Genomic DNA, 23,716 nt, shown 5'->3' on the forward strand with positions numbered 1-23,716 from the left:
AAGAAAAAATCCACAGACTCATCTGTGGATTTTTTTTATTTTATTCCAAATTGCTGTACCATCCAGTGATTGGGATGATTTTGGGTAAGATCCTGCCTCAAAGTTTCATCTTTTGTATTTAAATAACTGTAGACCTTTAAAGGAACAGAATCCGGATATTCTTTTAAACCGTTGGCAACCGTAATTTTTGCTTCTTCTTTTTTTGAGCCGCTCTCTAAGGCCTCTGCTTTAAAAATGTAAATAATTGCCGGGAGCTTTCCATATACTTCTTTTGTTTCACTTTCCAGAAGATGCATCGTTTCTATCTGAAACACAGGATTGGGGTTTTTCCCTTCTGCCACTGCCTGGCTGATATGCTGCTGATACATCAGAAAAAGATAAAGCAGATGCATATTTTTGGTACCTGGATCAGAAACTGCTTTTTGAAATTTGTGGGTAAACTCGGGAGTCATTTCATCATTGTCGGCCTGAAGATTTTTTTGATAAAACTCATCCATCAGATCATACACCATCTTATCCTGAGTATCAATTTTTGACTGACTTTTTATTTTTTGTAAAATGCCTGCCATTGAATTGCCGGATTGTGCAAAAATGGAGACGCTGAGACATAGTAAAGTGCCGAGGATCAGTTTTTTCATGATATAGTCAGAATAATTATATTGTGTTATTAAATATAGTGATTTGTTCCGGAGAAAGTCTTATACCTGTTTTGTCAATTATTAATTTTCCAGTTAAATTAGTGACAGATTCTCCTTGATTAAAATAAAATTTATTAAATGAATAGGTAGAGTCTTTTTTATCTCTAGAAGCGTCTCCTTTATTCAAATTAAAATATTTATAATCATCCCTATTATAGAATTCATCTTTAATAGGAATAAAATAATATTTTCCGATTACTTCCTCCAATTTAGGCTTATAGTCTGGTAGACTTATGATGTTTTCTTCTTCTTTTTTATCACCAAAACAACTCATAAGTACCGTAATTACTAAACCTATGAATAAAAATTTTAAAAGTTTATTGTTTCTGTGCATGTGAAACTACTTCATTTTTTTCAAAAATAGTCTGTATTCGTAGTTACTATAATTTTCAATATTGAGATGATTATAAAAATATATATCTTTCTTAGATTGAACAAACCCTTGTAAATTAGTGGAATTTTCTGGAAAAGGAATAAATACTTTATCAAGTTCATCCAAATTTTTTACAATTTTCCCATGATAATTATCTACTCTAATCAATTTATCATGATAAAAATGGTTAAAAATAAAAGTAGAGTCAGCCTTAATCTCTAATATTATAGAATCTCCCTTTTTTAAACCAAAGGTTTTAAAGTTAGGATAATCATTATCATTAATACTAGGAATAAAAAAATATTTTCCAGAAGACTGACTAAGAGAGAATCTATTAGGTTTTAAATCATAAATATTTTCTTTCTCACTATTTTTTTTATCATTAGAACAATCTACAATTGTCATCATTGAAACACTTACAAATATTAATTTTAAAAACTTATTGCTTCTGTCCATGTGATTATATTTGGTTTGTGTTAAGAGAAAAACAAAATGTTATTCCAAAAGTGTAGAAATGATGATTTGCTCCCTGAGATTACTAATGGTCAAAAGCAATAATTTAATATCGATACAAGTTTACTAATTTCTAATATTCTAGTTTCTTGTTTTCTTTTACCTTTCTTTTATAATACTTTTGAACTATTTTATTAAGTTCTTTACTCTCATAAAAGCTTAAACAGGTAGAAATAATAAAATTTTTACCCTTTATTTCATTCTCGTTTTCATGAAGCATGTATACAGGAGGAAGATTAGAGATTATTTGCTTTGCTAAACTATTTTGTATTGTATCTTCTGTAATAAAAGGTTCATCAGAAGGAGTAAATAAATCTTTCTCTGCCATTAATTTTCCAATTTTAAAATTAATATCCTTTCCATATCCATGTTGTAGACATTTATAAAAGACAGCATCCTTAAATCTTTTGGTATAAAAATCCTTTTCATTGCCTTTGTGTTTTCTATCACTTCGATAGCTGAATTGTGGTCTTTCATTGATTGAACATGAACAAATTAGTAAAAAGGAAACGATAGGTATGATTAATTTTAGATTATTCATTTCTATTATCTTTACTAATTAAAAAGATGGGTTTTTTGAAAGAATTAACAAATCTAAATCTTTGACCTTCTTATATTTATTAATATACTTAGTAGCAAACTTATCCAGTTCTTTACTTTTATAAACATACAAGCAATTTCCAAATACAATTTTCCCTGCTTTTGCTTCAGAGACCTTACCGATTGATTCCATTGAATCTTCTTTCATTTTATTTATTTTAGGGGTCAAAAAAGAATCTATCTCATCATCAAATAAGGCTATTGCAACAGGGTCATAGAGTGTCTTATCTATATCATATATTTTATTTACGAGGTCTTTATTCTGATAACCTTTCAATAGACATTTTTGTAAAGTTCTATCTTTGAAATTTTGTACTGTCAACTCTTCTTTAAATCCTAGTTTATTAACGGTACATGAGATCATAAAGCATCCTGTAATTGTTATCGCTAATTTTTTCATATAAATTTATTTATTGATTCATCGTCAAATAAAGTCATTGCAAAGGAGTTGTAGGGTATATAAGATTACTTCACTTTTTTATACGTGATATAGTATTCAAATTCTGTTGGGTCGGTTGGGCTATTAATACCGTAATAATAATGGAGTCCTAATTTTTTGGACTTTTTAAATCCTAATAAATAGATAGTTGCATTTTTAACATCAGAGCTTGGAGAAAGGCTTACACCTGTTTTGTCAATTATTAATTTTCCAGTTAAATTAGTAACAGATTCTCCTTGATTAAAATAAAATTTATTAAATGAATAGGTAGAGTCTTTTTTTATCTCTAGAAATAAAGTGTCTCCTTTCTTCAAATTAAAATATTTATAATCATCCCTATTATAGAATTCATCTTTAATAGGAATAAAATAATATTTTCCGATTGCTTCCTCCAATTTAGGCTTATAGTCTGGTAGACTTATGATGTTTTCTTCTTCTTTTTTATCACCAAAACAACTCATAAGTGTTGTGATTATTACACCTTGCTTAAATCTGTATATACATTTCATCTTGCTGCAATGCAGTATACTATTAATTTTCATTTATTGATGTTGCATCACTGACGATTTGAGTAAAATTTGGATGCTTAATATAAATTTTACCTTTTCCATCAAAAAACTTGAATTCTATTTCGGATATTCTTTGTTCGTACAAGTCAGTTTCCTCATCATAAGTCAAAACTTTATATTTTAGATTACAATTGTTCATATTTTTAAAATCGCAAATTAAGTTTTCAATTATTTTGAATCGAATAAATAGCTCTTCTTTTTCTTTATGTATAATCTTTAAATCAATTATACCATTTTGAATATTATATTTAATAGGAGCATACCATTTGTCTCCATCAATAGGAATTGTAGAAGCAAAATATGTTAAGTTTTTAGGACAATTATTTTCTATAGTTTGACAAAATAATGATTGCCAAACCGAAAATATGGTAATAATTATAAATAATTTTTTAAACATTATTTTAAGTTACTTTAATCCATTTTTTAAACGAGTACCAATTTAGTAATCCAATTAAAATTGTTATGAAAATAAATAAATAATTAAAATGACTTTTACCTAAAAAATGAATTGTCAATAAATATATTGTTACAGGATAAAATATGTGTAACCAAAATTTATTACCAAACCTTGTAATGATTAAATATAATATTAAATATAATGGTAAATAAAATATAATCGGTAAAAATAAAAAATCGTAAATGAAGATTAATTGAAGTAAAAAATTATAAGAATAATTACTTTCTTGTAAGTTATATAATTTGTATAGTTTTATGTCACTCTCAGAATTAAATAAATATCCTAGAATTAATTGCATCAAGTTTTTAGCTATAATTCCAAAATACATAATAAGTATAATTTTTAATATATTATTTAATATTTTCATAGATATTTATTAATGACAGCCTAAAGAACTTAAAGGGGCTTTCCCTTTCAAGTAGTTTTTGATTTTTGTATAATCTGGTCTATATGTTTTCTCAGGAAGTTTATTAGCATTTCCATTTCTATCATTTATATATTTTGACAGTTTATCTTGCATACCTTTCCATAATTGGTCAGCTCCAAAAAAAGCAGAACTCTCAATTAAATAGTTGGCAAGGTTAGGTGTACTTGTTGCTATTTGAGACACTCTGTCAACACCCCTCGTAAATATATACATTGAATTATCGTTTGGATTGACATAATATCCAAACAATCTGTTTCCTGAAACAGGATGAATGCCATCATAACCTATGCTCATGGGAGCTTTTATTGTTGAAAATACCCATGCTTTAGGACCGAAGCCACTACAAATCACTGTACCATCGTTAATTGGAATTTCAATATGAATAAGTGAACCTAAAGGATTTGATGAGTTCCATAAAGTGGTATCATTAATACCATAATAGCTGTCAACAATCGGAGTGAATTTTTCTGCAAATAAATTTAAGTTAAGTCTAAAGAAATTAAAAAATTCTTCAGGAGTATATTTTTGAGTACTATTTGGTTTATTCGGTAGTGAATTAATCTGTATTGGAAATAAATCCATATTTATTTTAGTACTGGCACCGTCGTCTAAATTGGTAATTTGCCAATTACTCCACCAGCTGGTTTGATTTTTTATATTTTGTAATTTATCCTTTACTGATTGAGGAACATTATGTTGAGCTACTGTTTGCCAATTATCCAATTCACTGCATGGAATATCTAATAATAAATTAGAATTTTGAATTATAGCATCATTTAAATCTTTTTGCCTGATAAAAATTTGTTCTGCATTCAAAGTGTCTGAATTTTCCTGTAAAAATTTGTCTGCAAAGGTTAACATAGGTTCAAAATTTTTCCACTTAATAATAAATGTTTCATTTGAATTTATATTTTGAATTAGATATTGAATGGCACCATGTAATATCTTATCCTTATTCCCATATAAATTATTATAAAAATAAGAAAGCAATTGTCCTCCAATATATTGATTATTTTGAATATAAGTATATTCTTCTGCGGAAAGTTCTGAAAATCCAGCTTCGTTCAGCATATAATTAAAGCTATCCTGGATAGACATTTCATTAGTTGTGGTTCCACTATTTCCACTGCTGTCACCACCATCATACATTCCCATATTGGGAAATCCTTTTGGAGGTTGTCCGCCACTTGGGCAAACCTCTGTAATTTCTACAACGTAATAAGGTTTTTCACTTGCGGTACATTGTGAGTATTCAGAGGGTGTGTGATGTTCCCCGTTACACTCTACCTCAATAAGCCTGATGCTTAATGAGCAATCGATCTTATTCGCAAATGTTTTTGCTGCTGTTGCTTTATCGGGGAGTGGTGCGCCATTGGAGAGTTCTTTGGTTCCCATGGGTCTGCCATCCAGTGTCGTATATTCTACCGTACCTGTAAAATTATCAATCTGATAGTTTTTTGTTAGGTCTGCAGGTTTATATTTTGCGATAAAGCCTATACTTTTATTTTCATTATCAATACTATACACTAAAACATCTGATGATCTGTCCAAGTTTCTGATGACGGTACTATAAGAAGTTACATTATGTTGTGTAATTACTGTTACTGTGGCATCATCAGGTAAAGAAGAGAAACAATCCTCTTTTTTACCATGTGTATGTGGAGGACCGTTTTTTATCCCGGTAATATACGTTTTGAAGGCTAAGGCTTCTTTTAGTTTAATAGTTTTTCTGAAATCTGATTGAGTAATGTTGGTGTCCGTTTCATTGGTGAGTTCAGTTCTACAGCTGAATATAATGGACATGATTGCCATTAGGATAAGCAAATTAATTTTTTTCATTTGTGTAATTTTGTGTTTTTAAATTCTTATTACAAGAATAATTTTTTTTAATCAATTAACAATACATTTTTTTTAAATATTTTTAAACCCTTAGGAATGCAGTGGATAGCAAAGTGTCTCATAGTAATTAATGTTACCTCGTTTTGTTACAAACAGACCTGTGAGATACTTTTGGAGAACTCATGTGGTTTCCGACAGCTTGCAGGAATCTTTCGGATATCTGCTTAAATCTCCCGCAGCTAGTTTTAAATCTCCGGACACCTCTGGAAGACTAAAATACTGTTGTTTGTAACTTCCGGAGGAATCATGCAGCTTACAAACAGCTTTGTTTTGCATTCAGGAGAATTCTACAAATGATATTATTAAGATCATTGTAATTTATGGGAGATTGGCAGGTTGTTTTTAGAAAAATTATTAAATTTAATGCCTCAAAATCAAGCGGGAATTTCAAGTAGATCTAATGAATTTCTTCTGAAAAATATGTCAATGAATTCAATTGTAATAAACGTAGGAAACAGCAATATCAGATTTGGTCTTTTCAATGGGGATAATTGTGATATTTCGTGGGTAATTAATACAAAGCCTTACAGAACGGCAGATGAACTTTATGTACAGATGCTGATGCTCTATCAAACCTATAAAATTGATCCCAAAGAGATTGATAGGGTAATTATAGGATCCGTAGTACCTCAGCTTACCAAAGTCATGAGCTCCGGGATCAAAAAAATCCACGGAACAACTCCAGTGATTGTTGACAGAAATACTCCTTCCGGAGTACAGGCAAAATCCAAGCAGATGGGAACCGATATCTATGCAAACCTGGTGGCTGCACACAATTTGTACCCGAACAGAAAGAAGATTGTCATAGATTTCGGAACAGCCCTTACCGCAAGCTGTGTCGCTGAAACAGGAGAAACTTTAGGGGTAATTATTGCTCCGGGAATTGTGACGTCTCTGAATTCACTGATTAACCAGACCGCACAACTTCCGGATATAGAACTGAAGAAGCCAAAATCTGTTTTGGGACTGGATACGGTAACCTGCATGCAGAGCGGTATGGTATATGGCTTTCTTGGGATGGTAGAAGGTTTTGTAACCCGTATCAATGAGGAAGTGAATGACGATTGTTTTGTAGTGGCAACAGGAGGGGTTTCCCATGTTTACAAGCCTCTTACGGATAAGATTCATGTGATGGACAGGCTTCACACCCTGAAAGGTCTTTATTTCCTGGGTAAAGATTTATAAATTAAAGAGTAAGAGTCAGATTGAATCCGGATAAATATCTTCATCATGACCTCAACCCTAATTTTAGTATAATGAACAAGTTTCCTGTAATAGAAACCGAAAGATTGGTGCTTTCGCAGCTGGAAGAAAGAGATATTCCTTTTATTGTTGAATATCTTCAGCATAGAATTTTTTCTGATCTTACTTCCAATATTCCTTATCCATACGTGGAAAATGATGCCAGATCCTGGGTTAAAATGTCAAAAGAAGCTTTTGATAACAATGCCGGATACACGTTTGCGATCCGGAATAAAGAAGATCAAATTATAGGAGCTATCGGACTGCATGACAGGGATGATGACAAGGCCGAACTCGGCTACTGGATAGGAATTCCTTATTGGAACAAGGGGTACGTTACTGAAGCTGCGGAAGCAATCGTAAATTTTGGCCTTAATGAAATGAAGTTTAACAAAATTTTTGCTACCCATTTCCTTCACAACCCGGCATCCGGGAGAATTATGGAGAAGATAGGAATGGAGCAGGAGGCGATATTAAAACAGGAGATGAAGAAGGATGGTGAATATTTTGATATTGTGAGGTATTGTATTTTGAAAACTGATTAGAAAGAATAGTACTTTTATAAAACAAAAAGCCAGGGAATATTCAATATCCTCTGGCTTTTCTATACTATTATCAGTGAATTTGCTGGTAAATTTTTCTAAAGGCTGAAATTATCTTTTACTCTTAAAAAAGTCTTTAACAATAGAAGAGCATTCTGTCTCCATAATCCCCGTTATAATTTCTGTTTTCGGATGCAGAGAAAGGTGTTTATTGATAAAACCTCTTTGTTCATCCCGTGCTCCAATCACTACTTTCGAGATTTGAGACCAGGAAAGTGCGCCTGAGCACATCACACATGGTTCCATGGTTACATAAAGGGTGCAGTCTTTAAGGTATTTTCCTCCCAGGAAGTTGGCCGCGGAGGTGATAGCCTGCATTTCTGCATGGGCGGTAACGTCGTTCAGTGTTTCGGTGAGATTGTGGGCTCTTGCAATAATTCTGTTGTTTGAAACCACAATACATCCAATAGGAACTTCATCTTTTTCTAAAGCGGCTTCTGCTTCCTGCAGCGCCATTTTCATGTAATATTCGTCGGTAAACATATTAATCAAAATTTAATGCAACAGGAAAAGACATATAAGCTCTTTCTGGTTGCCCGTTTCTTATTGCAGGTTCCCATTTCTCTTGAGTCAGTAATACAGCAAGTTCAGCCTGTCTGTTGAAATTTTCGTTATCGCCAGAAGTTTTTACTGAAGTGAGGCTCCCGTCCTTTTCTACAGTAAAATATACCCTGCACTCAATTCTATTCCTACCCTTAATAGCATCCGAAAAAAAATTGTCAGAAATCTCTTTTTTGAAAAAATCTGATCCTTTGGGATGTTTGGGACCAGTACTATTTTCAATTTTCTCACTGTCGCCAGATGAAGAACTGGAAGAGGAGTGTGAAAGTCTATAAGTTTCTTTAATTTTTACAAGTTCTTCCAGATATTCATTATTTCTTAGAAATTTAATAGCATTTATCTCTTTGTCCTTTATCGAAGTAATTTTATTAACACGTTTTCTTGAGAGAGCTTTAGAAAGGGCATCTGTATAACTATTTTCTATATTCTGAATCTGGATATCGTATTTTGCCTTAATAATTCTCAGACCTTCTGTCTGCTGCGAGAAATAAAAATTAAGTACAAAAAATAGAAACAGGCTGAAATGCTTTTTCATTATTCGGTTATGGTTAAAGTTAAAGGAAGTTTAAAACGATAAATCGTAGGATCACCTTTCAGCATTGCCGGAGAAAATTTTTCAGCCAGAGAATATAATGCTATTTCTGCCTGCCTGTTGAAGGTGAAATTATTTCCTTGTGCATGAACATTACTGACAGTTCCATCTTTTTCCACAATAAAGGCAACATCGGTTTTTATCATTTTTTCTTCAGAATATACTCCTTCAACATACAGCAGATTGGCTACTTCCTGTCTCAAAGAATTAACTCCACCGGGATAATCTGCAATTTTTTCAGCATCCGAAAATTTTTCAGATGAGGTCAATCTGGGACTTTTGATGGCCTGTAAATCTTCAAGGTTCCTTACTTTTAATAAAGCTCCAATCAGAGCATTATTTTCAATGCTGTCCATTTTCTTCATAAAAAAAAGAAAATCTCCTTTTATAGCAGCTTTTTTTACTGTGTTGGATTCTGCATCGAATTTCTTTTTGAACTCTTTATTCAGCATATTTCTGTGCTGGTTATAGTAGCTCTTTACAAGTCTGAACTCTTCTTTCTGCTGGGCAAGAAAAAAGGAAGAGATAAAGCAACTGATGCCGATGAATAAAGTTTTCAATAAGGGTATATTTATGTAAATATAACAAAAAATATGAAATACTTTCTTTATAATCAGCTTTCAAGATAACGGTTCAAAGATTCCTGCAAATGATTGCGAATGTCATCAACTAAACCTTTCGGTTCCAGAACGGTGACCTCTTTTCCGTAAGAAAGAATCTCCTGCATAAAATCATAAGTAGGGTGGAGGAAGAACTCAAAATAGATCTCTTCCGGCGTTTCTTTGGTTTCTTTCTGGGATTGATGAAGAGGAAAACTTCTGATATATTCTCCCTGATGGCGGCTGCATTTCAGAACAATATTCTGTGGATTCTGTTCTGTCAGGTTCATCACCCCGAATGCATTTTTGAAATGCTCTCTGAAGTTGTATTTGTACTTTTCCCGAAACTGATTTTTGGCTACATCCAGATAGTTGATCCTGTCCAGCCCAAATGATTTTAACACTTTATCCTTTGTATCAATGGCAATAAGATACCATCGGTCTTTAGATTCTTTTAAAGCCAAAGGGTGAACTTTCCTAGAGGTCATCAGTTTGTTTTTGTAATTGTAGTGTTCAAAACTTACAACTCTTTTATTTCTGATCGCGAAGAACAGGTCATAAAAATGTTCTACACCGGTAGGTTTTCTGCTTTCAAAAAAGATAAAATCTGAAAAATCAGGGTGAAGATTCAGGGCATTGCTTACCTGGAAGGACTCAAGAAGTTTTTGATTGTATTCATCCACTTCCATAATGGGACGGCTTTCAATATAATATCGGTTGTCACCCTTTTTTTTGTTGTGGATAGAAAGGTTAAAAAGATCGGAAATCTCCCGGATATCCCTTTGCAGAGTACGGATAGAGTAGCTCTTGATTCCTGCATCCTGGAATTCAAAAGAGTTTAAAAGATAGTCCTCCAGCTGTGAATAGGTAGCCGGAGAACTTTCTAATCTTTTAATTATTAAGGCATATCTTGTCAGATAAAAATCTTTCTTCATTTCTCTATTTTTAGGGTGCAGCAACGCTGCGTTTCATGGTAAAGTTTTATAAGACAAATATATGCGGTTAATGCGACAAAACGTGTCGTGTTTTAATTTTTGTAGAAACTTTATGAAGAATTATTTATAATCTGCTGTTATAAAAATCAACAGCAAATTTACCCATAGAGTAGAATGTATTGACGTAGGTTTCTATGCTTCTTGTAATGACATTACTGTTAAAAGATGTTGGGTCTGTTGGATTGTAGAAATCATTCTGATCAGTTTCCATTGTCATTGCTACTATCTGCTGATTCCCCATCCAGGCCTGAGACATCGGAGAGCTGCCATCAATATCTGAAAAAACAAGCAAATCTTTATCGGCTAAATAACTATATCGTTTCCTCATTTCAGCATCTAATCTGTCGCATAATGAATAGATGGCATTCTGAACAGTATTAAATGATGAGGCAAACCAGGCAGCCCGATAATCAATATTTACTCCTGACCCAAAATTGTGACAGTCGATAAATAATACGGTGTCTGTTTTGATAGCATTAAAAGTATCCCTCACCAGTTGTGATTCTCTTTCGCTGAAGGGAGAAGTGCCTTTATATGATTGAGAGCCAGGGCCGCCGTCTGCATATTCTGCCCAACGATAATCAAAGTTTCTGTTAATATCCACGCCGTTATGATTCCATCTTACCGATTCTGTTCCACCCACATTTCCAACATTCAATGCATATGGATTAACTAATGGAATCAATGTCCAATCATAATTCGTACGTAAGACGTCTATCATCTCATCTTTATTGGGATTTTCAAGCAAGAGTTTAAAAAATAAGTAGGTAGTGTAAACACTCAACTTTTCACCCCCATGGGTACCTCCGCTTACAACTATACGAGGCTTTCTGCGTCTTTGTGTTGGTGGTGTTTTTCTGTTAAATGAGATATCAATTCGTAAAATATCATAAGGTGTTGACCCTTCTGTTTGCCCTATAATTGTTTTTGTGACATTTTTTGAGAAAGGTGTTATTACACGATCATACATTGAATAAAGGACATCTGATGTAAGGGTCAAAGGATTGAAAGCAGGATAAACCGGAGCACTCCAATACTTAATTCCAAAGTTATCGACTACAAATTTATTCATTTGCCGGGTATCCTTTTGAGATACAGGAACTCCGTTTACAGAATAATTTTTCAGGCCGGTGACGTAAAAACTAGTGAAAGCACCGCTATATCGGTAAGTAAACAAAACCAAATGACTGAGTAACGGAGCCGATGTTTGATTTTGAATAATGATTGTATTGTTTGTTTTATTATACAGTACCACGCCAGCTGTTATTGAGGAAGGCATATCTATACCCACGGTTGAAGTGGGCAGACTGATTCTTCCTACAAGTGTGTTGCCTGTATCAATGATTGCTCCCCCGGAAATTATGATCTTACGATTGGTTAAATCAAAATTGATGTCAGTGTCATTCGTATTTAGGATGGCAACCTGTTCATTTATTGTATAAATCGTAGATGGAAGAGGTTTGCTTTTTTTACTTTCATTTAATAACTGATCATACTTACTAACACTGATATTCTTCAAAATATAGGTGAAATCGAGACGATCTTGCTCGGTAACGATGTCTGTTGGACTATTCTTTTCAAAAACGAGTCTCACCTGATTAGAGGTCGCATTATCTACTGAAAAGTCATTGGTTGTAACATTCTGGTTGGCGAATATTCCATCCTTATAAAAAATAACACGGGAAATTTTATATCCTGATTTCTGATTAATTAAATATTTGCCAGAAACTACAGGAATTAAAGCTGTTCTTATCCCTGTATCAGAGGTAGAATTAAAACCATTATTTACGGCTATTCTGCCGATTTCTGTAGGAATATTTTCTCCTAAATTAATTTCTAAATCATTGTATTCTGATATGACTTTTATAGATGCTTTTGCATTTTCTACAATATCATTAAATGTGAGTGATTTAGATGAGTAGCAATTAATCTTAATTGCATTTAATTCTGACTGAGTAACTGCTTGCGTTTTGTCAATATGATGCACGGAAACTTTCCATTTCTTTGCGGTTGCAGGAATGGTTGGAGTAAATGTTTTTGCGTTTATATCCTGTTTTGAAATAAAAACATTTGCATCGGTATAGTAGAAAATAGTTTGCAATAACATATCACCCATAAGTTCGATATGATTCGCATAGATGGTATCTAAAAAAGCATCTGTTCTACCTCTTATAGTTGAACCCGTGGGAAACCCAACAGATCCGGAAATTGCCAGGGCTCCAACTTCCAAGGCTGGATTCATATAATCATTGAAACTACTGGTTTGCTGAATAATTTGCTCGTTATTCTGAATTTGGTTTAAGGGAATCAGTTCATTTTTGTGCCAGTAGGAATCCAGCCAGGACCAGAAATGCTCTTGCGTGGGTTGGTCTCCATTTTCGAAGTATAGTTTTAAGTCTTCTTTTGTTTTCATAATAAAGTGGTGATTTTTGTATTAAATAGGTTAATATCAGATAGTTCAGTTTTTAAAGCTGACTATATTTCAAGCTTTAGATTCTCAGACATAGTTGTGGCTGTTCAGCATGTTGTGAATGCTGAATTCAAAGGTTATTCAAAAATTTATGATTGTTTTTTTGTGTCTTGACTTATGCTTCAAAAGTAGGCTGGGAAAACGACAAAACTTGACGTGTTTTATTTTTTATCCTGCTATTGTTAGCATGAGATAAAAACGATTATATATTAACTCGCTTTCTTTTATTTTCAACACTTTCATGCATTTAATTGGCTCCCATTTTTTGCATGTGATGAAGATAGCAAGAATGTGACAGTTTTAAAAATATAAGCCACAGCATTGCTGTGGCTTATATATTAAAGTATTCTACTTTTTGTATAGTTTCTAAATGTAACATCTATACATTATTTCTGCAAAATTTTTTTAAGTATTACTATAAGAAATCAGTTTTAAATTTTTTTGAAATCCTGTTCCTGAAATTCCTTATCATTAATACTATTGTAATTAATATTATAGCGTTTTAAATAATCAATTGCATCTTCCTTATTCCCTTTTATAATGGTTTTTCTCATTAAAAGATTCATTTGCCTATCAACTTTCTCATAAATAGTAATTTCAAACTTATTTTTAGCGCTGTTAGATGTTAGTGATAAAGTATTGTAATACAATATGTTGATTATTTTGAAATCTTTGTTAATATCAATATATTCATTAGATATCACATGGGTTTTGCATAGGAAACTTTTTGAAATCCATGTTTTTGTGTTATCATTATCACAACTACTACTTAGCATAAAAGAGTTTAAATATGTATTAATATACTTAACTCCTGAATTATCTTTTTGTGATTGTATAAATAACTTATTTGTATCAATTTCTAAAAAATTCAAACAGTTTTCCTTGCTGTTCTCATATTGATCAAATTTGAATTTTATATTATATTGATTGGGAAAATCTTCAATTTTTATTGTGTAGTTTTTATTTTTACTTTCTTTATGCTGAGTTGCAAACTTTAAAGGCAGAATATCAGACTGAATATATTCTTTGGAATTACTATTATAATTGGTTACAGCTTCTTGGAAAGCCTCATATAGAGAACCTTGAAAAACATAATTTACCTGTTTTTTAAAATCATATTGTAAAGCGTCTTGAGCTGAAAATTGTAATGGAATAAATATAAAAAATATAAATTTAAATAGAGTTTTCATAATTTATTTAAAGTTTTGGTAATTTCATTAGCAAAAATAGTCAAAATTTTATCACTAGAATTTTTAATTTCTGAATAATCTCCATTATATTTTTTTTCCATTGCTCTCATAAGAAAATCCATTAAATTTCTGCTATAATCCCATATATAACCTGTTTCTTTTGTAAAATCGATGAGGCCGGATTGGTTTCTGTCAGTATGTTGCTCAAAGTTAAGTTCTGCAACTGTATTCACATGTGAAGAAACACTCTCTCTTATTTTATCCCATTGGTATTTAATAAAAGACCTTCTATCAGAATCACCATTCTTAGGGTAATCCATAATATTTTCAAGGGTTTTTTGCTGAGGGAGTTTCAGATCGCCTATTTGTGGACTGCTTCCTGGAATATCAAAAGTATGCCTTACACCGAAGCAGTGTGCAATTTCATGAGCTAAAGTCATTGTTTTTCCAATAGCATTACTTGGAATAATGATTTCTTTTGCATCGAGAAAAGCCATTGCTTCGTCACGGGAAGTAGTTGAAGTAGTTGCTGTTGAAGTTGTAGTTACCTTCGTTTCGATATTATGGCATATAAATGCAAAAAGATAATTTATTTTAAATTCATAATGTAAATAACCATATAATCGATCTTTAATAAAATCATATCTTTTCATAACACTACCTCCTGAATTGAAAGGCTTTGTAATATCCAGGTCATCTAATGTTCCCTTTAGTGAGGAGGATGGGTCAATTAGCTTTCTTGTAGCAGTTCCGTCATTTACATCGAGATTTTTTAATTCTGTTTCAGTATTTATTATAATTTCATTAATTATTTCTTCATAGAATCTGGACGTTATTATTCTTAAAGCTTTATTTAAATCATTGAGTTCATATGGCTTTCCAGCTCCCTTATTTGTCAAGATATTGGAAATTGGCTGCCCGTCATATTTTCCATCTACAAGTTCTTGATCATTAGCTTTAATAAACATTGTTTTATTTGCTCCTCCGGAAATTAATTCTACAGACGATTGATTTAAAGCTTTCATATTTAAATCATTTATCATTGTTATACCATTGAAGGGAGCAGTTGGAGTAGTAGTATTATAAAAAACATCAATAAAGAAGGATTTTGCTTTTAATAATTGATTAGGTAATAGATTTATTTTGCCTATTTCCAATTCTTTCCCTGTGCCATCATTGATAAAAGCTGTTACTGTTGTTTTGTCAGCAATAAATTCGCTAGCCTTAGTTTTGATAATAAAATCTAAAACATCCTCATTATTATTAAATGTAAGAGTGGGGGTAAAAGTTTCAATACCTTTATTATTAGATAATTTGAATGAAACAATAGCTCCTAATTTTGAAGCATTATCTGTGTCGAAAAATTTGGCAGACAATACGACTTGTTGACCTGGCTTAATAAGTACATTAGGAATATAATAACTGATATCTGTCATTTTTTTGTTCCTTTTTGATAATGTGTATGTCTCATCAATAAAGTAAGATACTGGCGGAGCTTTTGGGTCTTTTAATTCATATGTTAGATTAGGATCTTTTTCATAAAAAGACTCAAGTTTTCCTACAATTTTTTCTCTTGATTTGTCGTCAACTGTTTTTCCGCCAACAACCTTTTTTTCATAATACCCATTTTTGTAGACATCAGTATTATTACCATATAGATGCTGGCAAAACATATCAAAACCAAATGATTGATTATATTTCATATCGTTGTTTTTACCAGACGAATCTTTAGGAAGGCCCTTCGCCTGATCTGAAGATCTAAAAAACATTAATAATTTGGGAGATGTGGCACTAAATTTCCTATGATTAGCCTTATAAACATCCACATCAGCCACTCCAATCTTCGCAAGGTTTCTAATATCTATATTTTTCATTTCTTAAGTTTTTTGAAATTAAAAATTGTAAAAAAATAGCGGTGATATTTCACACCGCCATTAAGGTAATTCTATCCGACAATTGTTGTAGGCAATGTAGTAGCTCCGTCACTATGTGACAATTGGGCATCTTCATCCAATCTGAAACTTGTTTCAAACTCCAGTTCTGAAGGGTTTTCACAATTCTCAGGTGCATTTTCCGGGAAAATCGGTAATGGCTGATTTACCGGAAGTCCTGTAGATTTATCCTGAAGGATCGTTAAGGTAGTAGGGATTCTGGTGATCCAATATTTACCTTGAGGTTCTCCGGTAGGCTGTCTCATTTCGTCCACAATACTCATATACATTGGGTCTCCGATTACCGGAACAGAACCACCATTCCAGATTATTCCTGTTTCAAGGAAGAACTGAACGGCTGCTTCGAAACCTGGTTTTACGGTAACAATAATTCTTGCCATACCTGCCTGTAAGAAGCTTCTGAACAATGGATCCATACTTTCGCTGATGTAGAATTCCTGCCAGCTCTTACGGTTAGCCCAATAGTATGGGTAGAAGGTGTAATCCATGATTTCCCATTCAAATGCCTGTTCCATAAACTTGGCAAGAGCGGTATATCTGTCCAGATTTTCATTCAGGTACACCTGGAAATTATCCATGGTTGTTTTCTCATCAGCGCCATTGGTTGTTTCCTGTCCTAATGTATAAAGGTAATCCTGTAATAGATAAGCAATACAGTTGTGCTTTAAGACATCATGTTCCATATAACGATAGAAAGTATCCTGTCTTTCTTTAAGCTGAGCCTCTTTTTCTTTCTGTTCAGCATCCAATCTTGCCTGATCTTCCTGGAATTTGGCATAAGCAGCTTCATAGGCTTTAATAATATCGTTAAAACTGTCTGTTTTCCACTTATTGATAAATGCATCGCTCAGCTCACAGTTTACCACTACTTTGATGGTATAACTTCTTACGTTGTGTCCTTTCACCTGGAAAGTTACATTACCAGTGATATTGAAGCCAGATGATCCGTCGTCAAAATTAAGATCTCCACCACGTTCAGAACGGCCAATCATATCTCCTTTTAAATTTGAGAAGAGGACTTCAGAGTAACGGGATCCTGACCATCCGCCACCTCTGTTTCTTGTTGATCTGCAGGCAAAGCTTGCATTTTTTCCGGCATAGTTGTCCGGGATGGTAAACTGTGTATGATCAATTCCAAAATCGTCATTTGTCTGAGGAACGCTGGAAGCTGTATGAATAACCTGTTTGGTTGCTTCCGGGAATGCTTCTAAAGTTACTCCGTATTCCTGAGCCCAATGCTGGATCTGTACAATCGTTGCAGATTTTGGATCTGCCATTAACCATGGTTCAGGCGCTTTTCTTGGATCTACAGGTGCTTTAAGTACCTGAGCTTTGGCAACAGTAAGAGCCAGACGGTGTAATCTTGAAGGTTCGGGAACCATAAATTCAAACATCGTACGTTTACCATAGTTGTAGATCTGGTTTTTCATTTTCTTGTCGATCCATCTGTAAACTCCGGTAATGTGCTTAGGCTGTGCTGCTTCAGCATTATCAGTATTGGTTACTTTTCCTCTGTTGTCATATTCATGAACATTGGTTTCTGTATATTCTTTGATGATTTTCTGAACTCTTTCTTCTGAAATTTTAGTAAGAACTCTTTCCATTGCTCTTTCCGTGATTTCCTGAGATTTCATCACAGCTTGTCTTGTGCTGTCGTGCTGTGCCGTATTATTGGCATAGTCAGCTCCGATTTCAAACTTCATAGCACTGTCATTTCCATAGCTGAATCTTGTGTAGGCAGAAATACTTTGCTGCTTCTCAATTTCTTTAGCAACTTCAGTCTGCATATCTGTTCTGGAAGTTTTGGAAGTGTCTGACATCTTCTCTGTTTCCTGAGATTTGGAAGTTGTATCTGTAACTTCAGAATATTCTCTGGAAACCGAAGATTTATGTCTCAATTCGCTTGCCATAACGTTCTCAATATTGGAAACCTCTCCAGGAACGTAAGCATGAACGCTTTGCACTACTTTCATATAATCTGCTACTCCCAATCTTTTGATCCCGAAATTTTTACGTTTTTGGACTGTACCCGGTTCAGGTGTCCCTGGGTTTTCAACGGCAGCACGCTTCAAAGTCAACATTCCGGTAAGGTTTAAGTCTTCTTTCAGATATTGTGTGGCAATCTCTCCATAGGCCTGGCTTCCGTTATCAAAAATGATTTCTATTTTGAAACTAAAGCTGGTTCTGAATCTGTCTACCAAAGCTGCAGGTAAAGTAATCTTATTATCTACCACAGGAATATTGCTGTAGTTTTCTTCGAAAGTTCCGGCAGCATCTGTTGTTGCAGTAATCTTGACATTGGCAACGCTCCATGAAACATCTTCAACTTCGAAAGAAAAATTAACAAATCCTCTGCTACCAGATACCCTGTAAGCACTATGCGCATATAAGCTGTATGCCATCGGCGTTCTGGCTGTATTTTGAATAAGAGGTACTGAAGCACCACCGATATTGGCATACTGTTGTTCTGGAAGAGGGCTGTTTTGAAGTGCGGTCTCCATAGAAGAAGAGATATTGTTTCTTACAACAAGTAAAGCATCAGCATAGCTTTCTATCTCATCATCAAGAACAATGGTCTGAGCACCCATTCTCAACGTGTCATGTGAAAGAATCTGAAGACTGTCTGTATCTTCTGCCACAGAAGTTAAGCTAGCTGTGGATTCACCGAAAAGTTCAACAAATAGGTCGAAAGATTCCGGAGAAAGCTTTGCCTGCAAATCTTCTAAATTGATTTCATTTTTGTACGTAAATACAAACGGAGTAACTTCATATTCCTTTAAAGTGCTGTAAAGACGTTCTTTTTCTTCCTCAGACATGTCCGGAGTAATTTTACTGTCTACTTCGGCTAATTTTCTGTCATAGAGTTCTAAACGCTCTTTGTTTTCTTCCATATATCTTGAATAGGCATCCTGATAGGCCTGATGTCTTGACTTATGGAATTTTTTCTGAAGTTTTTCCAGTTCAGAATTCAGTTTGCTCAAAGATTCTTTTCTGTGGATCGCTTTACTGGATACAAAAGAAGCTCTTGCTTCAGATTCTAATCTTTGAATCGTTCTTGCTGCCAAAGCCGGTTCAGAACCCTCAGCACTTCTTGATGCCACTGAGGAAATACTTTCGATATCTTCTGAAAATAAGATGGCTGGTAATATAATTTTCCCATCCAATGCTTTTTCCAATGGTTTTTCGCCATTAATTTTGATGATTTCCTGATCCGTAAGATCCTGATTGCTGGCAAAACCAACCTGAATAGCCATTAGGATGTGGCTGATTGCTTCTTTAATATAGAAATCTCCCTGGGTAACGATTTGATGAATATAATTATTCCAAAGCTGGGAAAATATAGCAATTCCTTCTGTGTTTAGCTGTCTGTTGGTAGTAACAAGGCTTTTGTAATAGTCTGTAACGAAAGCAAGGTCGGCACTCTCTAATGTTTCTTTTTTAGAAAGCTTTCTTCCAATTACAAGAAGATCTTTAAATGGTCCTTCTTCAATTTTCTTTTCACTTTCGAATCCAGCGTTGTTAAACTCTCCGGCAACTCTTTTCATGGCTGCAAACTTTAACGTTTTGGCAGGTCTTCCTGCAACTGCAGTATCAAAAATACCGGTTACTCCCTTGGGTCTGTGGATAAATCCTAAGTTTTTATCTTTAATTTCTGTTAATTGCGGGTTTCTCAGACTTACAAATCTGAAAAGTGATTGTGATGCGTTATTGGTTGTATTCATAGGGTTTGTTTCTTTATAATTGATAATTCCTTCTCCTATTAAGGATTTTCCGACAGTAAATGCGGACTTTGCTGTTGATGTATTGTTTGTTGGCATTTTGTTTTTATTTTTTGGTGTATTCAAGTGTTAGAGTAAACGAGTTGATAACAGAGTAATCATAATCAGATGTATTCAACAGTTCTATAATGGCTCTTTCTCTTTCGATTGTGATATAGGCTTTTGTTCTCCATTGGTTACCTGCAAATGCCGCTTTAAGATCATCCCATTCTGTAAACATTTCGTTGGAGATGATGGTTTCAAGATCCGGGAATTCAGGTCTTAAATCGATTTCACCTGTCCTTGGAATCTGATCCAGATATAAGGTTTTCTTATAAACAGGCTTGCCATTGATCCACTTTCCGCCTGTCAGCTCTTCTTTGGTGCTGTAAGAATGTTGCTTATCGGCATACTGTTTCTGGATGTAGTCATTTTCCTGTGCATGGTCTCCGAAGTAAGTTTTAGAACTTAATCCTCTGGCATCTGTTGTTTCATGCTCTATAAGCACAGGTTCATCTATGTTCGGACTTGCAAAAATTCCTTTTACACCTCCACCGTTTGTCTGTCTTAAAGCGGCACCTACACCACTCAGCATCAAACGTGAGCCCTGTCCATAAGCGAAAACACCATTTTCTTTACTTACATCTACACTGGAGGCATTTGTTCCATCTAAATTGCCTGAAAACATCATTACAGACTCAGGAAATAAACCGAGTGCACTTTTTACACCATCAAGTTCATTAGTTCTGTAAATGATTCTCTCTTCCGGGTCTTCATCTGTAAACTGGATATTACCTGTTACTGGAGCTCCCGTCCCGGTTCCTGCTAATGAAATGAAATCAGTAAAGTCTGATAAGTTTTTATATCCAAATACATTACCGGCATTCAAAACCGCTACTTTTGTATAGGTGTTATCCGCTAAAGGTGTTCTTTTTGCAGAAACCACAGCATCAAAATCCAATGTTCTTGCAGCAAAGTCTCCACCAATTAAAGGCGTTACAAAATCATGGCGTCTTGCTACCGGATTGGATTCAATCACCAGTTTGTTGAAGGTTGAACCTCCTAACGGGGCATTACAGCCGATAACGACATTGTTGTCACCCCAAACACCCATAGCATGCGTGGTGGAGGCGGCATTATATCCAATAAATGTATTGTAACCCCATGCACCGGATCCTGTTGCTTTCCCATGAATATTTCCGGCAAACGCACCTAAGAAAGTATTCTGAGTTCCATTAGTTAAGGAATAAGCGGCACCAAGACCAAGAGCAGTGTTATTGGTTCCGGTAATATTTTTGTTCCCTGCTTCATCTCCAATGTACGTATTTCCGTTTCCTGTTGTTGTTTCAGTTCCCGCCTGCGTTCCGAAAAAAGCATTAAAATTACCCGTTGTAAGTTTAGTTCCACTTGAAACACCCGTTGCGGTATTCCATCTTCCTGTGGTGGTTTCATTTAAAGCATAAGAACCAAGGGCTACGTTATTTGCTCCGGTGGTTAATTTTGATAATGTATTATAACCAATTCCCAGTCCGTAAGCTCCGGTATGATCCGTGTTCAAATTTCCAAACCAAAAGGAATACGTGGTAGGGCTGAAGTTTATTTCACCTGCTCTGCCCTGGCTTGGCTGGAAAATAATGGGCTTGGTTGTTCCGTTACCTCTGTCGATGACATTTTGTAGATTATCATTCCCGCTAAAAGTCGGTTTATCAGAAAGATCATTGTAACTGCCTGTTACAGCCACTTTTTTTACAGTGATTTTTTCCTGTCCTTCCTGTGATAATGTTACGCTTCCATCAGCATTGGTCGTTGGAATGATACTGAATTCCGAGAGATTGATGTGAAAGGCAGATCCGTCATTTTGGGTTATGGTAATAATATTTTGAGAGGCATCATATACCGCGTTTTCAATGCTGATATCACGGGTTACCAAACTGCTTAAATCTACGGATTTGCTTTGCTGAACACCGTTCTCACCCGTATAAAATACAGTTAAGACATTTCCATTCAGTTGCGGAGCCTGAATCGCTGTTTGAGTTTCAATTTTTTCTTTCCAAAGCTGAGCATTCTGTGGGCTTAGATTGGATGCATTTACATCTGCTTTTTTAGACAGATCATAATCTAATTGGTCTGCTGGAATCTTTTCATCTTTGTGCCAATATGAATCATGCCACTCCCAGAATTCTTCCTGTACCGGAATATCTCCGTTTTCGAAGTATTTTTTTAATTCTTGTTTTGTTTTCATTTTTGTTTTGTTTTAAGTTTAAACAATGCTCCTTTTGAGCAAGGATTGCTGGGGTGCATTATTCTTCTATGATCCTGTCCAGGATAAGTGCTGTTGCCGGAATACCTGCGTCGCTGACATCTAATCCCATCGGTTTTGCTACGGTCTGAAGAGAGGAAATGGCAAATGCATTTTTTCCTACAAACTTTACTGAATTGGGAATATCTAAAAATGTTATAGGACTTCCGGATAACTGAAATGCTCCATCCTCAATGGTTTCGATGCCATTTTCCAAGACCAGTTCTGATACATTAGAAATACCCGTTGCGAAAGCATATGATTCTACTGTTTTACACGCCCCCGGAATGGCTAAAGTTCCTCTTAAATTTTGGCCATTAAATGCTCTCGACCTTATTCTTTCTAAAGATTTAGGAAACTTAATTTTAGAAATACGGTTTTGAGCAGCAAGCATGAATTGAAATCCTCCGATAGTTTTTACGCCTTCCGGGAAAACCATAATGGAATCCATTCCTGTGATTTCTGTGTTGTCTGTTGGTGAATAAATAAATTCATTGTAAGGAGTTAAATTTAGAAACGCCTTATCCGGTTTTTCATTCTTATGCCAGTAAGAGTCCTGCCATTCCCAAAAATCTTCCTGTTTTGGAATATCCCCATTCTCGAAATAGAGTTTTAATTCTTCTTTTGTTTTCATTTGGTTAAAGTTTAATTGATCAGTTTTCCTCCTACAATTTCCACTGTGCTGTCAAAAGAGTAAGGTAAATAGTTCGTTTCAGGGCCTAGTGTTACTTTTGTAAGCTTGTTATCTCTGAAAGCATTGTTTTCAATCTTGAGGACACTGTCAGGAATAGTCACTGAGGTGAGTTGATTACTGATAAAGGCATCAGATCGAATTTCCGTTACTCCATTGGGAATCTCAACAGATGTCAGTTTATTGACAGAAAAGGCCGCCTGTGAGATAATCGTTATTCCTTTAGGAAGGCGAAGCTCTGTTAGTTGATTAGCTGTAAATGCCTGTATTCCAATATTGATAACGCTGTCTGGAATAAATAAAGACGTCAATTTGTTGTTGTAAAAAGCCCAACTAGGAATTTCGGTTACCTTTGGAGGAATCTTTATGGTAGTTAAGCCGCCGTTACTAAATGCGTTTTCCTGGATACTTGTTATGGAGTCAGGGAGTTCTACCTCAGTTACCAGCAGACCTGCAGTGAAGTTTTTGGGAATGGTGAGTGTTCCTTCTTTTATTACAATTTTTCTTTTTGAAAAGAAGGCCAGTGAAGCATTTTTATCAGCATCCATTTCAGCATAGAGTATGTTGAATGTCCCATTCTCCAGACCTGCGATTTTCCGCATGTCGATTTTCTCATCCTTATGCCAGTAAGCATCCTGCCATTCCCAAAAGTCTTCCTGCTTCGGGATATCTCCATTTTCAAAATAGAGTTTTAATTCTTCTTTTGTTTTCATAAAACGTTGTGTGATTGGTTAATAAATTGATTGCTGTGATCTGCCCTTGTATAGAACAGGCTCACTGTTGTACTATA

The 23,716-nt window shown here is 34.5% G+C and carries 22 protein-coding genes; 2 read left to right on the forward strand and 20 right to left on the reverse strand.

Features of this window, described 5'->3' with window-relative positions; genetic code table 11:
* Nucleotides 1-35: 35 nt before the first annotated feature.
* The 9 genes from FB551_RS16835 to FB551_RS23345 all read right to left on the reverse strand — a co-directional run bounded on the left by FB551_RS16835 (nt 36) and on the right by FB551_RS23345 (nt 6,251).
* Nucleotides 36-638, reverse strand: a complete 603-nt coding sequence (locus tag FB551_RS16835; RefSeq protein WP_142018319.1) for a hypothetical protein — start codon at nt 636-638, stop codon at nt 36-38.
* Between the two features lie 16 nt (nt 639-654).
* Nucleotides 655-1,032: a hypothetical protein gene (locus FB551_RS16840; RefSeq protein WP_142018320.1), complete on the reverse strand. Its 378-nt coding sequence runs from the start codon at nt 1,030-1,032 to the stop codon at nt 655-657.
* A 6-nt stretch (nt 1,033-1,038) separates the two neighbouring features.
* Complete coding sequence (locus FB551_RS16845; RefSeq protein ID WP_142018321.1) at nt 1,039-1,527, reverse strand: hypothetical protein; 489 nt, start codon at nt 1,525-1,527, stop codon at nt 1,039-1,041.
* Between the two features lie 130 nt (nt 1,528-1,657).
* Entirely contained in the window at nt 1,658-2,125 is a 468-nt protein-coding gene (locus FB551_RS16850; protein WP_142018322.1) for a hypothetical protein, read from the reverse strand.
* A gap of 18 nt (nt 2,126-2,143) precedes the next feature.
* Nucleotides 2,144-2,584, reverse strand: a complete 441-nt coding sequence (locus FB551_RS16855) for a hypothetical protein (RefSeq protein ID WP_142018323.1) — start codon at nt 2,582-2,584, stop codon at nt 2,144-2,146.
* A 65-nt stretch (nt 2,585-2,649) separates the two neighbouring features.
* Complete coding sequence (locus FB551_RS16860; protein ID WP_142018324.1) at nt 2,650-3,165, reverse strand: hypothetical protein; 516 nt, start codon at nt 3,163-3,165, stop codon at nt 2,650-2,652.
* The gene (locus FB551_RS16865; protein WP_142018325.1) at nt 3,155-3,589 is read right to left on the reverse strand and encodes a hypothetical protein; all 435 of its coding nucleotides are present in this window, start codon (nt 3,587-3,589) and stop codon (nt 3,155-3,157) included. Before FB551_RS16865 ends, FB551_RS16860 begins: the two co-directional genes overlap by 11 nt.
* Before the next feature lie 436 nt (nt 3,590-4,025).
* A complete protein-coding gene (locus FB551_RS16870; RefSeq protein ID WP_142018326.1) occupies nt 4,026-5,915 on the reverse strand; it encodes a hypothetical protein in 1,890 nt (629 codons plus the stop codon).
* A 180-nt stretch (nt 5,916-6,095) separates the two neighbouring features.
* On the reverse strand, nt 6,096-6,251 hold the full coding sequence (locus tag FB551_RS23345) for a hypothetical protein (protein ID WP_167497886.1): 156 nt from the start codon (nt 6,249-6,251) through the stop codon (nt 6,096-6,098).
* A gap of 150 nt (nt 6,252-6,401) precedes the next feature.
* Here FB551_RS23345 and FB551_RS16875 point away from each other — a divergent pair, with 150 nt between their 5' ends.
* On the forward strand, nt 6,402-7,160 hold the full coding sequence (locus tag FB551_RS16875) for a type III pantothenate kinase (protein WP_142018327.1): 759 nt from the start codon (nt 6,402-6,404) through the stop codon (nt 7,158-7,160).
* A gap of 71 nt (nt 7,161-7,231) precedes the next feature.
* The gene (locus tag FB551_RS16880; RefSeq protein WP_142018328.1) at nt 7,232-7,762 is read left to right on the forward strand and encodes a GNAT family N-acetyltransferase; all 531 of its coding nucleotides are present in this window, start codon (nt 7,232-7,234) and stop codon (nt 7,760-7,762) included.
* A gap of 108 nt (nt 7,763-7,870) precedes the next feature.
* Here the strand turns inward: FB551_RS16880 and FB551_RS16885 are convergent, their stop codons facing one another.
* The 11 genes from FB551_RS16885 to FB551_RS23440 form a co-directional block, all read right to left on the reverse strand.
* Nucleotides 7,871-8,302, reverse strand: coding sequence for a nucleoside deaminase (locus FB551_RS16885; RefSeq protein ID WP_047427018.1), 432 nt, complete (start codon nt 8,300-8,302; stop codon nt 7,871-7,873).
* Between the two features lies 1 nt (nt 8,303).
* Nucleotides 8,304-8,915, reverse strand: coding sequence for an energy transducer TonB (locus FB551_RS16890; RefSeq protein ID WP_142018329.1), 612 nt, complete (start codon nt 8,913-8,915; stop codon nt 8,304-8,306).
* Nucleotides 8,915-9,532 (reverse strand): hypothetical protein, encoded by a 618-nt coding sequence (locus tag FB551_RS16895; protein ID WP_226798719.1) that lies wholly within the window; start codon nt 9,530-9,532, stop codon nt 8,915-8,917. Before FB551_RS16895 ends, FB551_RS16890 begins: the two co-directional genes overlap by 1 nt.
* Before the next feature lie 53 nt (nt 9,533-9,585).
* Complete coding sequence (locus FB551_RS16900) at nt 9,586-10,506, reverse strand: helix-turn-helix transcriptional regulator (protein ID WP_047427026.1); 921 nt, start codon at nt 10,504-10,506, stop codon at nt 9,586-9,588.
* Between the two features lie 124 nt (nt 10,507-10,630).
* The gene (locus FB551_RS16905) at nt 10,631-12,979 is read right to left on the reverse strand and encodes a M14 family metallopeptidase (RefSeq protein WP_142018330.1); all 2,349 of its coding nucleotides are present in this window, start codon (nt 12,977-12,979) and stop codon (nt 10,631-10,633) included.
* A gap of 488 nt (nt 12,980-13,467) precedes the next feature.
* The gene (locus tag FB551_RS16910; protein WP_142018331.1) at nt 13,468-14,226 is read right to left on the reverse strand and encodes a hypothetical protein; all 759 of its coding nucleotides are present in this window, start codon (nt 14,224-14,226) and stop codon (nt 13,468-13,470) included.
* On the reverse strand, nt 14,223-16,100 hold the full coding sequence (locus tag FB551_RS16915; RefSeq protein ID WP_142018332.1) for a hypothetical protein: 1,878 nt from the start codon (nt 16,098-16,100) through the stop codon (nt 14,223-14,225). Before FB551_RS16915 ends, FB551_RS16910 begins: the two co-directional genes overlap by 4 nt.
* Nucleotides 16,101-16,171: 71 nt before the next feature.
* Nucleotides 16,172-19,996: a hypothetical protein gene (locus FB551_RS16920; protein WP_142018333.1), complete on the reverse strand. Its 3,825-nt coding sequence runs from the start codon at nt 19,994-19,996 to the stop codon at nt 16,172-16,174.
* A 7-nt stretch (nt 19,997-20,003) separates the two neighbouring features.
* Nucleotides 20,004-22,178, reverse strand: coding sequence for a hypothetical protein (locus tag FB551_RS23435; RefSeq protein WP_185150219.1), 2,175 nt, complete (start codon nt 22,176-22,178; stop codon nt 20,004-20,006).
* Between the two features lie 58 nt (nt 22,179-22,236).
* On the reverse strand, nt 22,237-22,869 hold the full coding sequence (locus tag FB551_RS23545) for a leucine-rich repeat domain-containing protein (protein ID WP_226798720.1): 633 nt from the start codon (nt 22,867-22,869) through the stop codon (nt 22,237-22,239).
* 11 nt (nt 22,870-22,880) lie between these two features.
* Nucleotides 22,881-23,639 carry a leucine-rich repeat domain-containing protein gene (locus FB551_RS23440; protein ID WP_142018334.1) on the reverse strand — a complete coding sequence of 253 codons (759 nt, stop codon included), beginning with the start codon at nt 23,637-23,639 and terminating at the stop codon, nt 22,881-22,883.
* Nucleotides 23,640-23,716 lie beyond the last annotated feature (77 nt).

The sequence above is a fragment of the Chryseobacterium aquifrigidense genome (assembly GCF_006716485.1).
In the GTDB taxonomy this organism is placed as follows: Bacteria; Bacteroidota; Bacteroidia; order Flavobacteriales; family Weeksellaceae; genus Chryseobacterium; species Chryseobacterium vietnamense.

Bases quoted from the DNA above. Each gene is read 5' to 3' on its own strand.
- FB551_RS23545 (WP_226798720.1), bottom strand. From the start codon at position 22,869: ATGAAAACAAAAGAAGAATTAAAACTCTATTTCGAGAATGGGGATATT.
- FB551_RS16835 (WP_142018319.1), bottom strand. From the start codon at position 638: ATGAAAAAACTGATCCTCGGCACTTTACTATGTCTCAGCGTCTCCATT.
- FB551_RS23435 (WP_185150219.1), bottom strand. From the start codon at position 22,178: ATGAAAACAAAACAAGAATTAAAAAAATACTTCGAAAACGGAGATATT.
- FB551_RS16920 (WP_142018333.1), bottom strand. From the start codon at position 19,996: ATGCCAACAAACAATACATCAACAGCAAAGTCCGCATTTACTGTCGGA.
- FB551_RS16875 (WP_142018327.1), top strand. From the start codon at position 6,402: ATGAATTCAATTGTAATAAACGTAGGAAACAGCAATATCAGATTTGGT.
- FB551_RS16870 (WP_142018326.1), bottom strand. From the start codon at position 5,915: ATGAAAAAAATTAATTTGCTTATCCTAATGGCAATCATGTCCATTATA.
- FB551_RS16860 (WP_142018324.1), bottom strand. From the start codon at position 3,165: ATGAAAATTAATAGTATACTGCATTGCAGCAAGATGAAATGTATATAC.
- FB551_RS16840 (WP_142018320.1), bottom strand. From the start codon at position 1,032: ATGCACAGAAACAATAAACTTTTAAAATTTTTATTCATAGGTTTAGTA.
- FB551_RS16885 (WP_047427018.1), bottom strand. From the start codon at position 8,302: ATGTTTACCGACGAATATTACATGAAAATGGCGCTGCAGGAAGCAGAA.
- FB551_RS16905 (WP_142018330.1), bottom strand. From the start codon at position 12,979: ATGAAAACAAAAGAAGACTTAAAACTATACTTCGAAAATGGAGACCAA.
- FB551_RS16910 (WP_142018331.1), bottom strand. From the start codon at position 14,226: ATGAAAACTCTATTTAAATTTATATTTTTTATATTTATTCCATTACAA.
- FB551_RS23440 (WP_142018334.1), bottom strand. From the start codon at position 23,639: ATGAAAACAAAAGAAGAATTAAAACTCTATTTTGAAAATGGAGATATC.
- FB551_RS16865 (WP_142018325.1), bottom strand. From the start codon at position 3,589: ATGTTTAAAAAATTATTTATAATTATTACCATATTTTCGGTTTGGCAA.
- FB551_RS16850 (WP_142018322.1), bottom strand. From the start codon at position 2,125: ATGAATAATCTAAAATTAATCATACCTATCGTTTCCTTTTTACTAATT.
- FB551_RS16880 (WP_142018328.1), top strand. From the start codon at position 7,232: ATGAACAAGTTTCCTGTAATAGAAACCGAAAGATTGGTGCTTTCGCAG.
- FB551_RS16900 (WP_047427026.1), bottom strand. From the start codon at position 10,506: ATGAAGAAAGATTTTTATCTGACAAGATATGCCTTAATAATTAAAAGA.
- FB551_RS16890 (WP_142018329.1), bottom strand. From the start codon at position 8,915: ATGAAAAAGCATTTCAGCCTGTTTCTATTTTTTGTACTTAATTTTTAT.
- FB551_RS23345 (WP_167497886.1), bottom strand. From the start codon at position 6,251: ATGCAAAACAAAGCTGTTTGTAAGCTGCATGATTCCTCCGGAAGTTAC.
- FB551_RS16845 (WP_142018321.1), bottom strand. From the start codon at position 1,527: ATGGACAGAAGCAATAAGTTTTTAAAATTAATATTTGTAAGTGTTTCA.
- FB551_RS16855 (WP_142018323.1), bottom strand. From the start codon at position 2,584: ATGAAAAAATTAGCGATAACAATTACAGGATGCTTTATGATCTCATGT.
- FB551_RS16915 (WP_142018332.1), bottom strand. From the start codon at position 16,100: ATGAAAAATATAGATATTAGAAACCTTGCGAAGATTGGAGTGGCTGAT.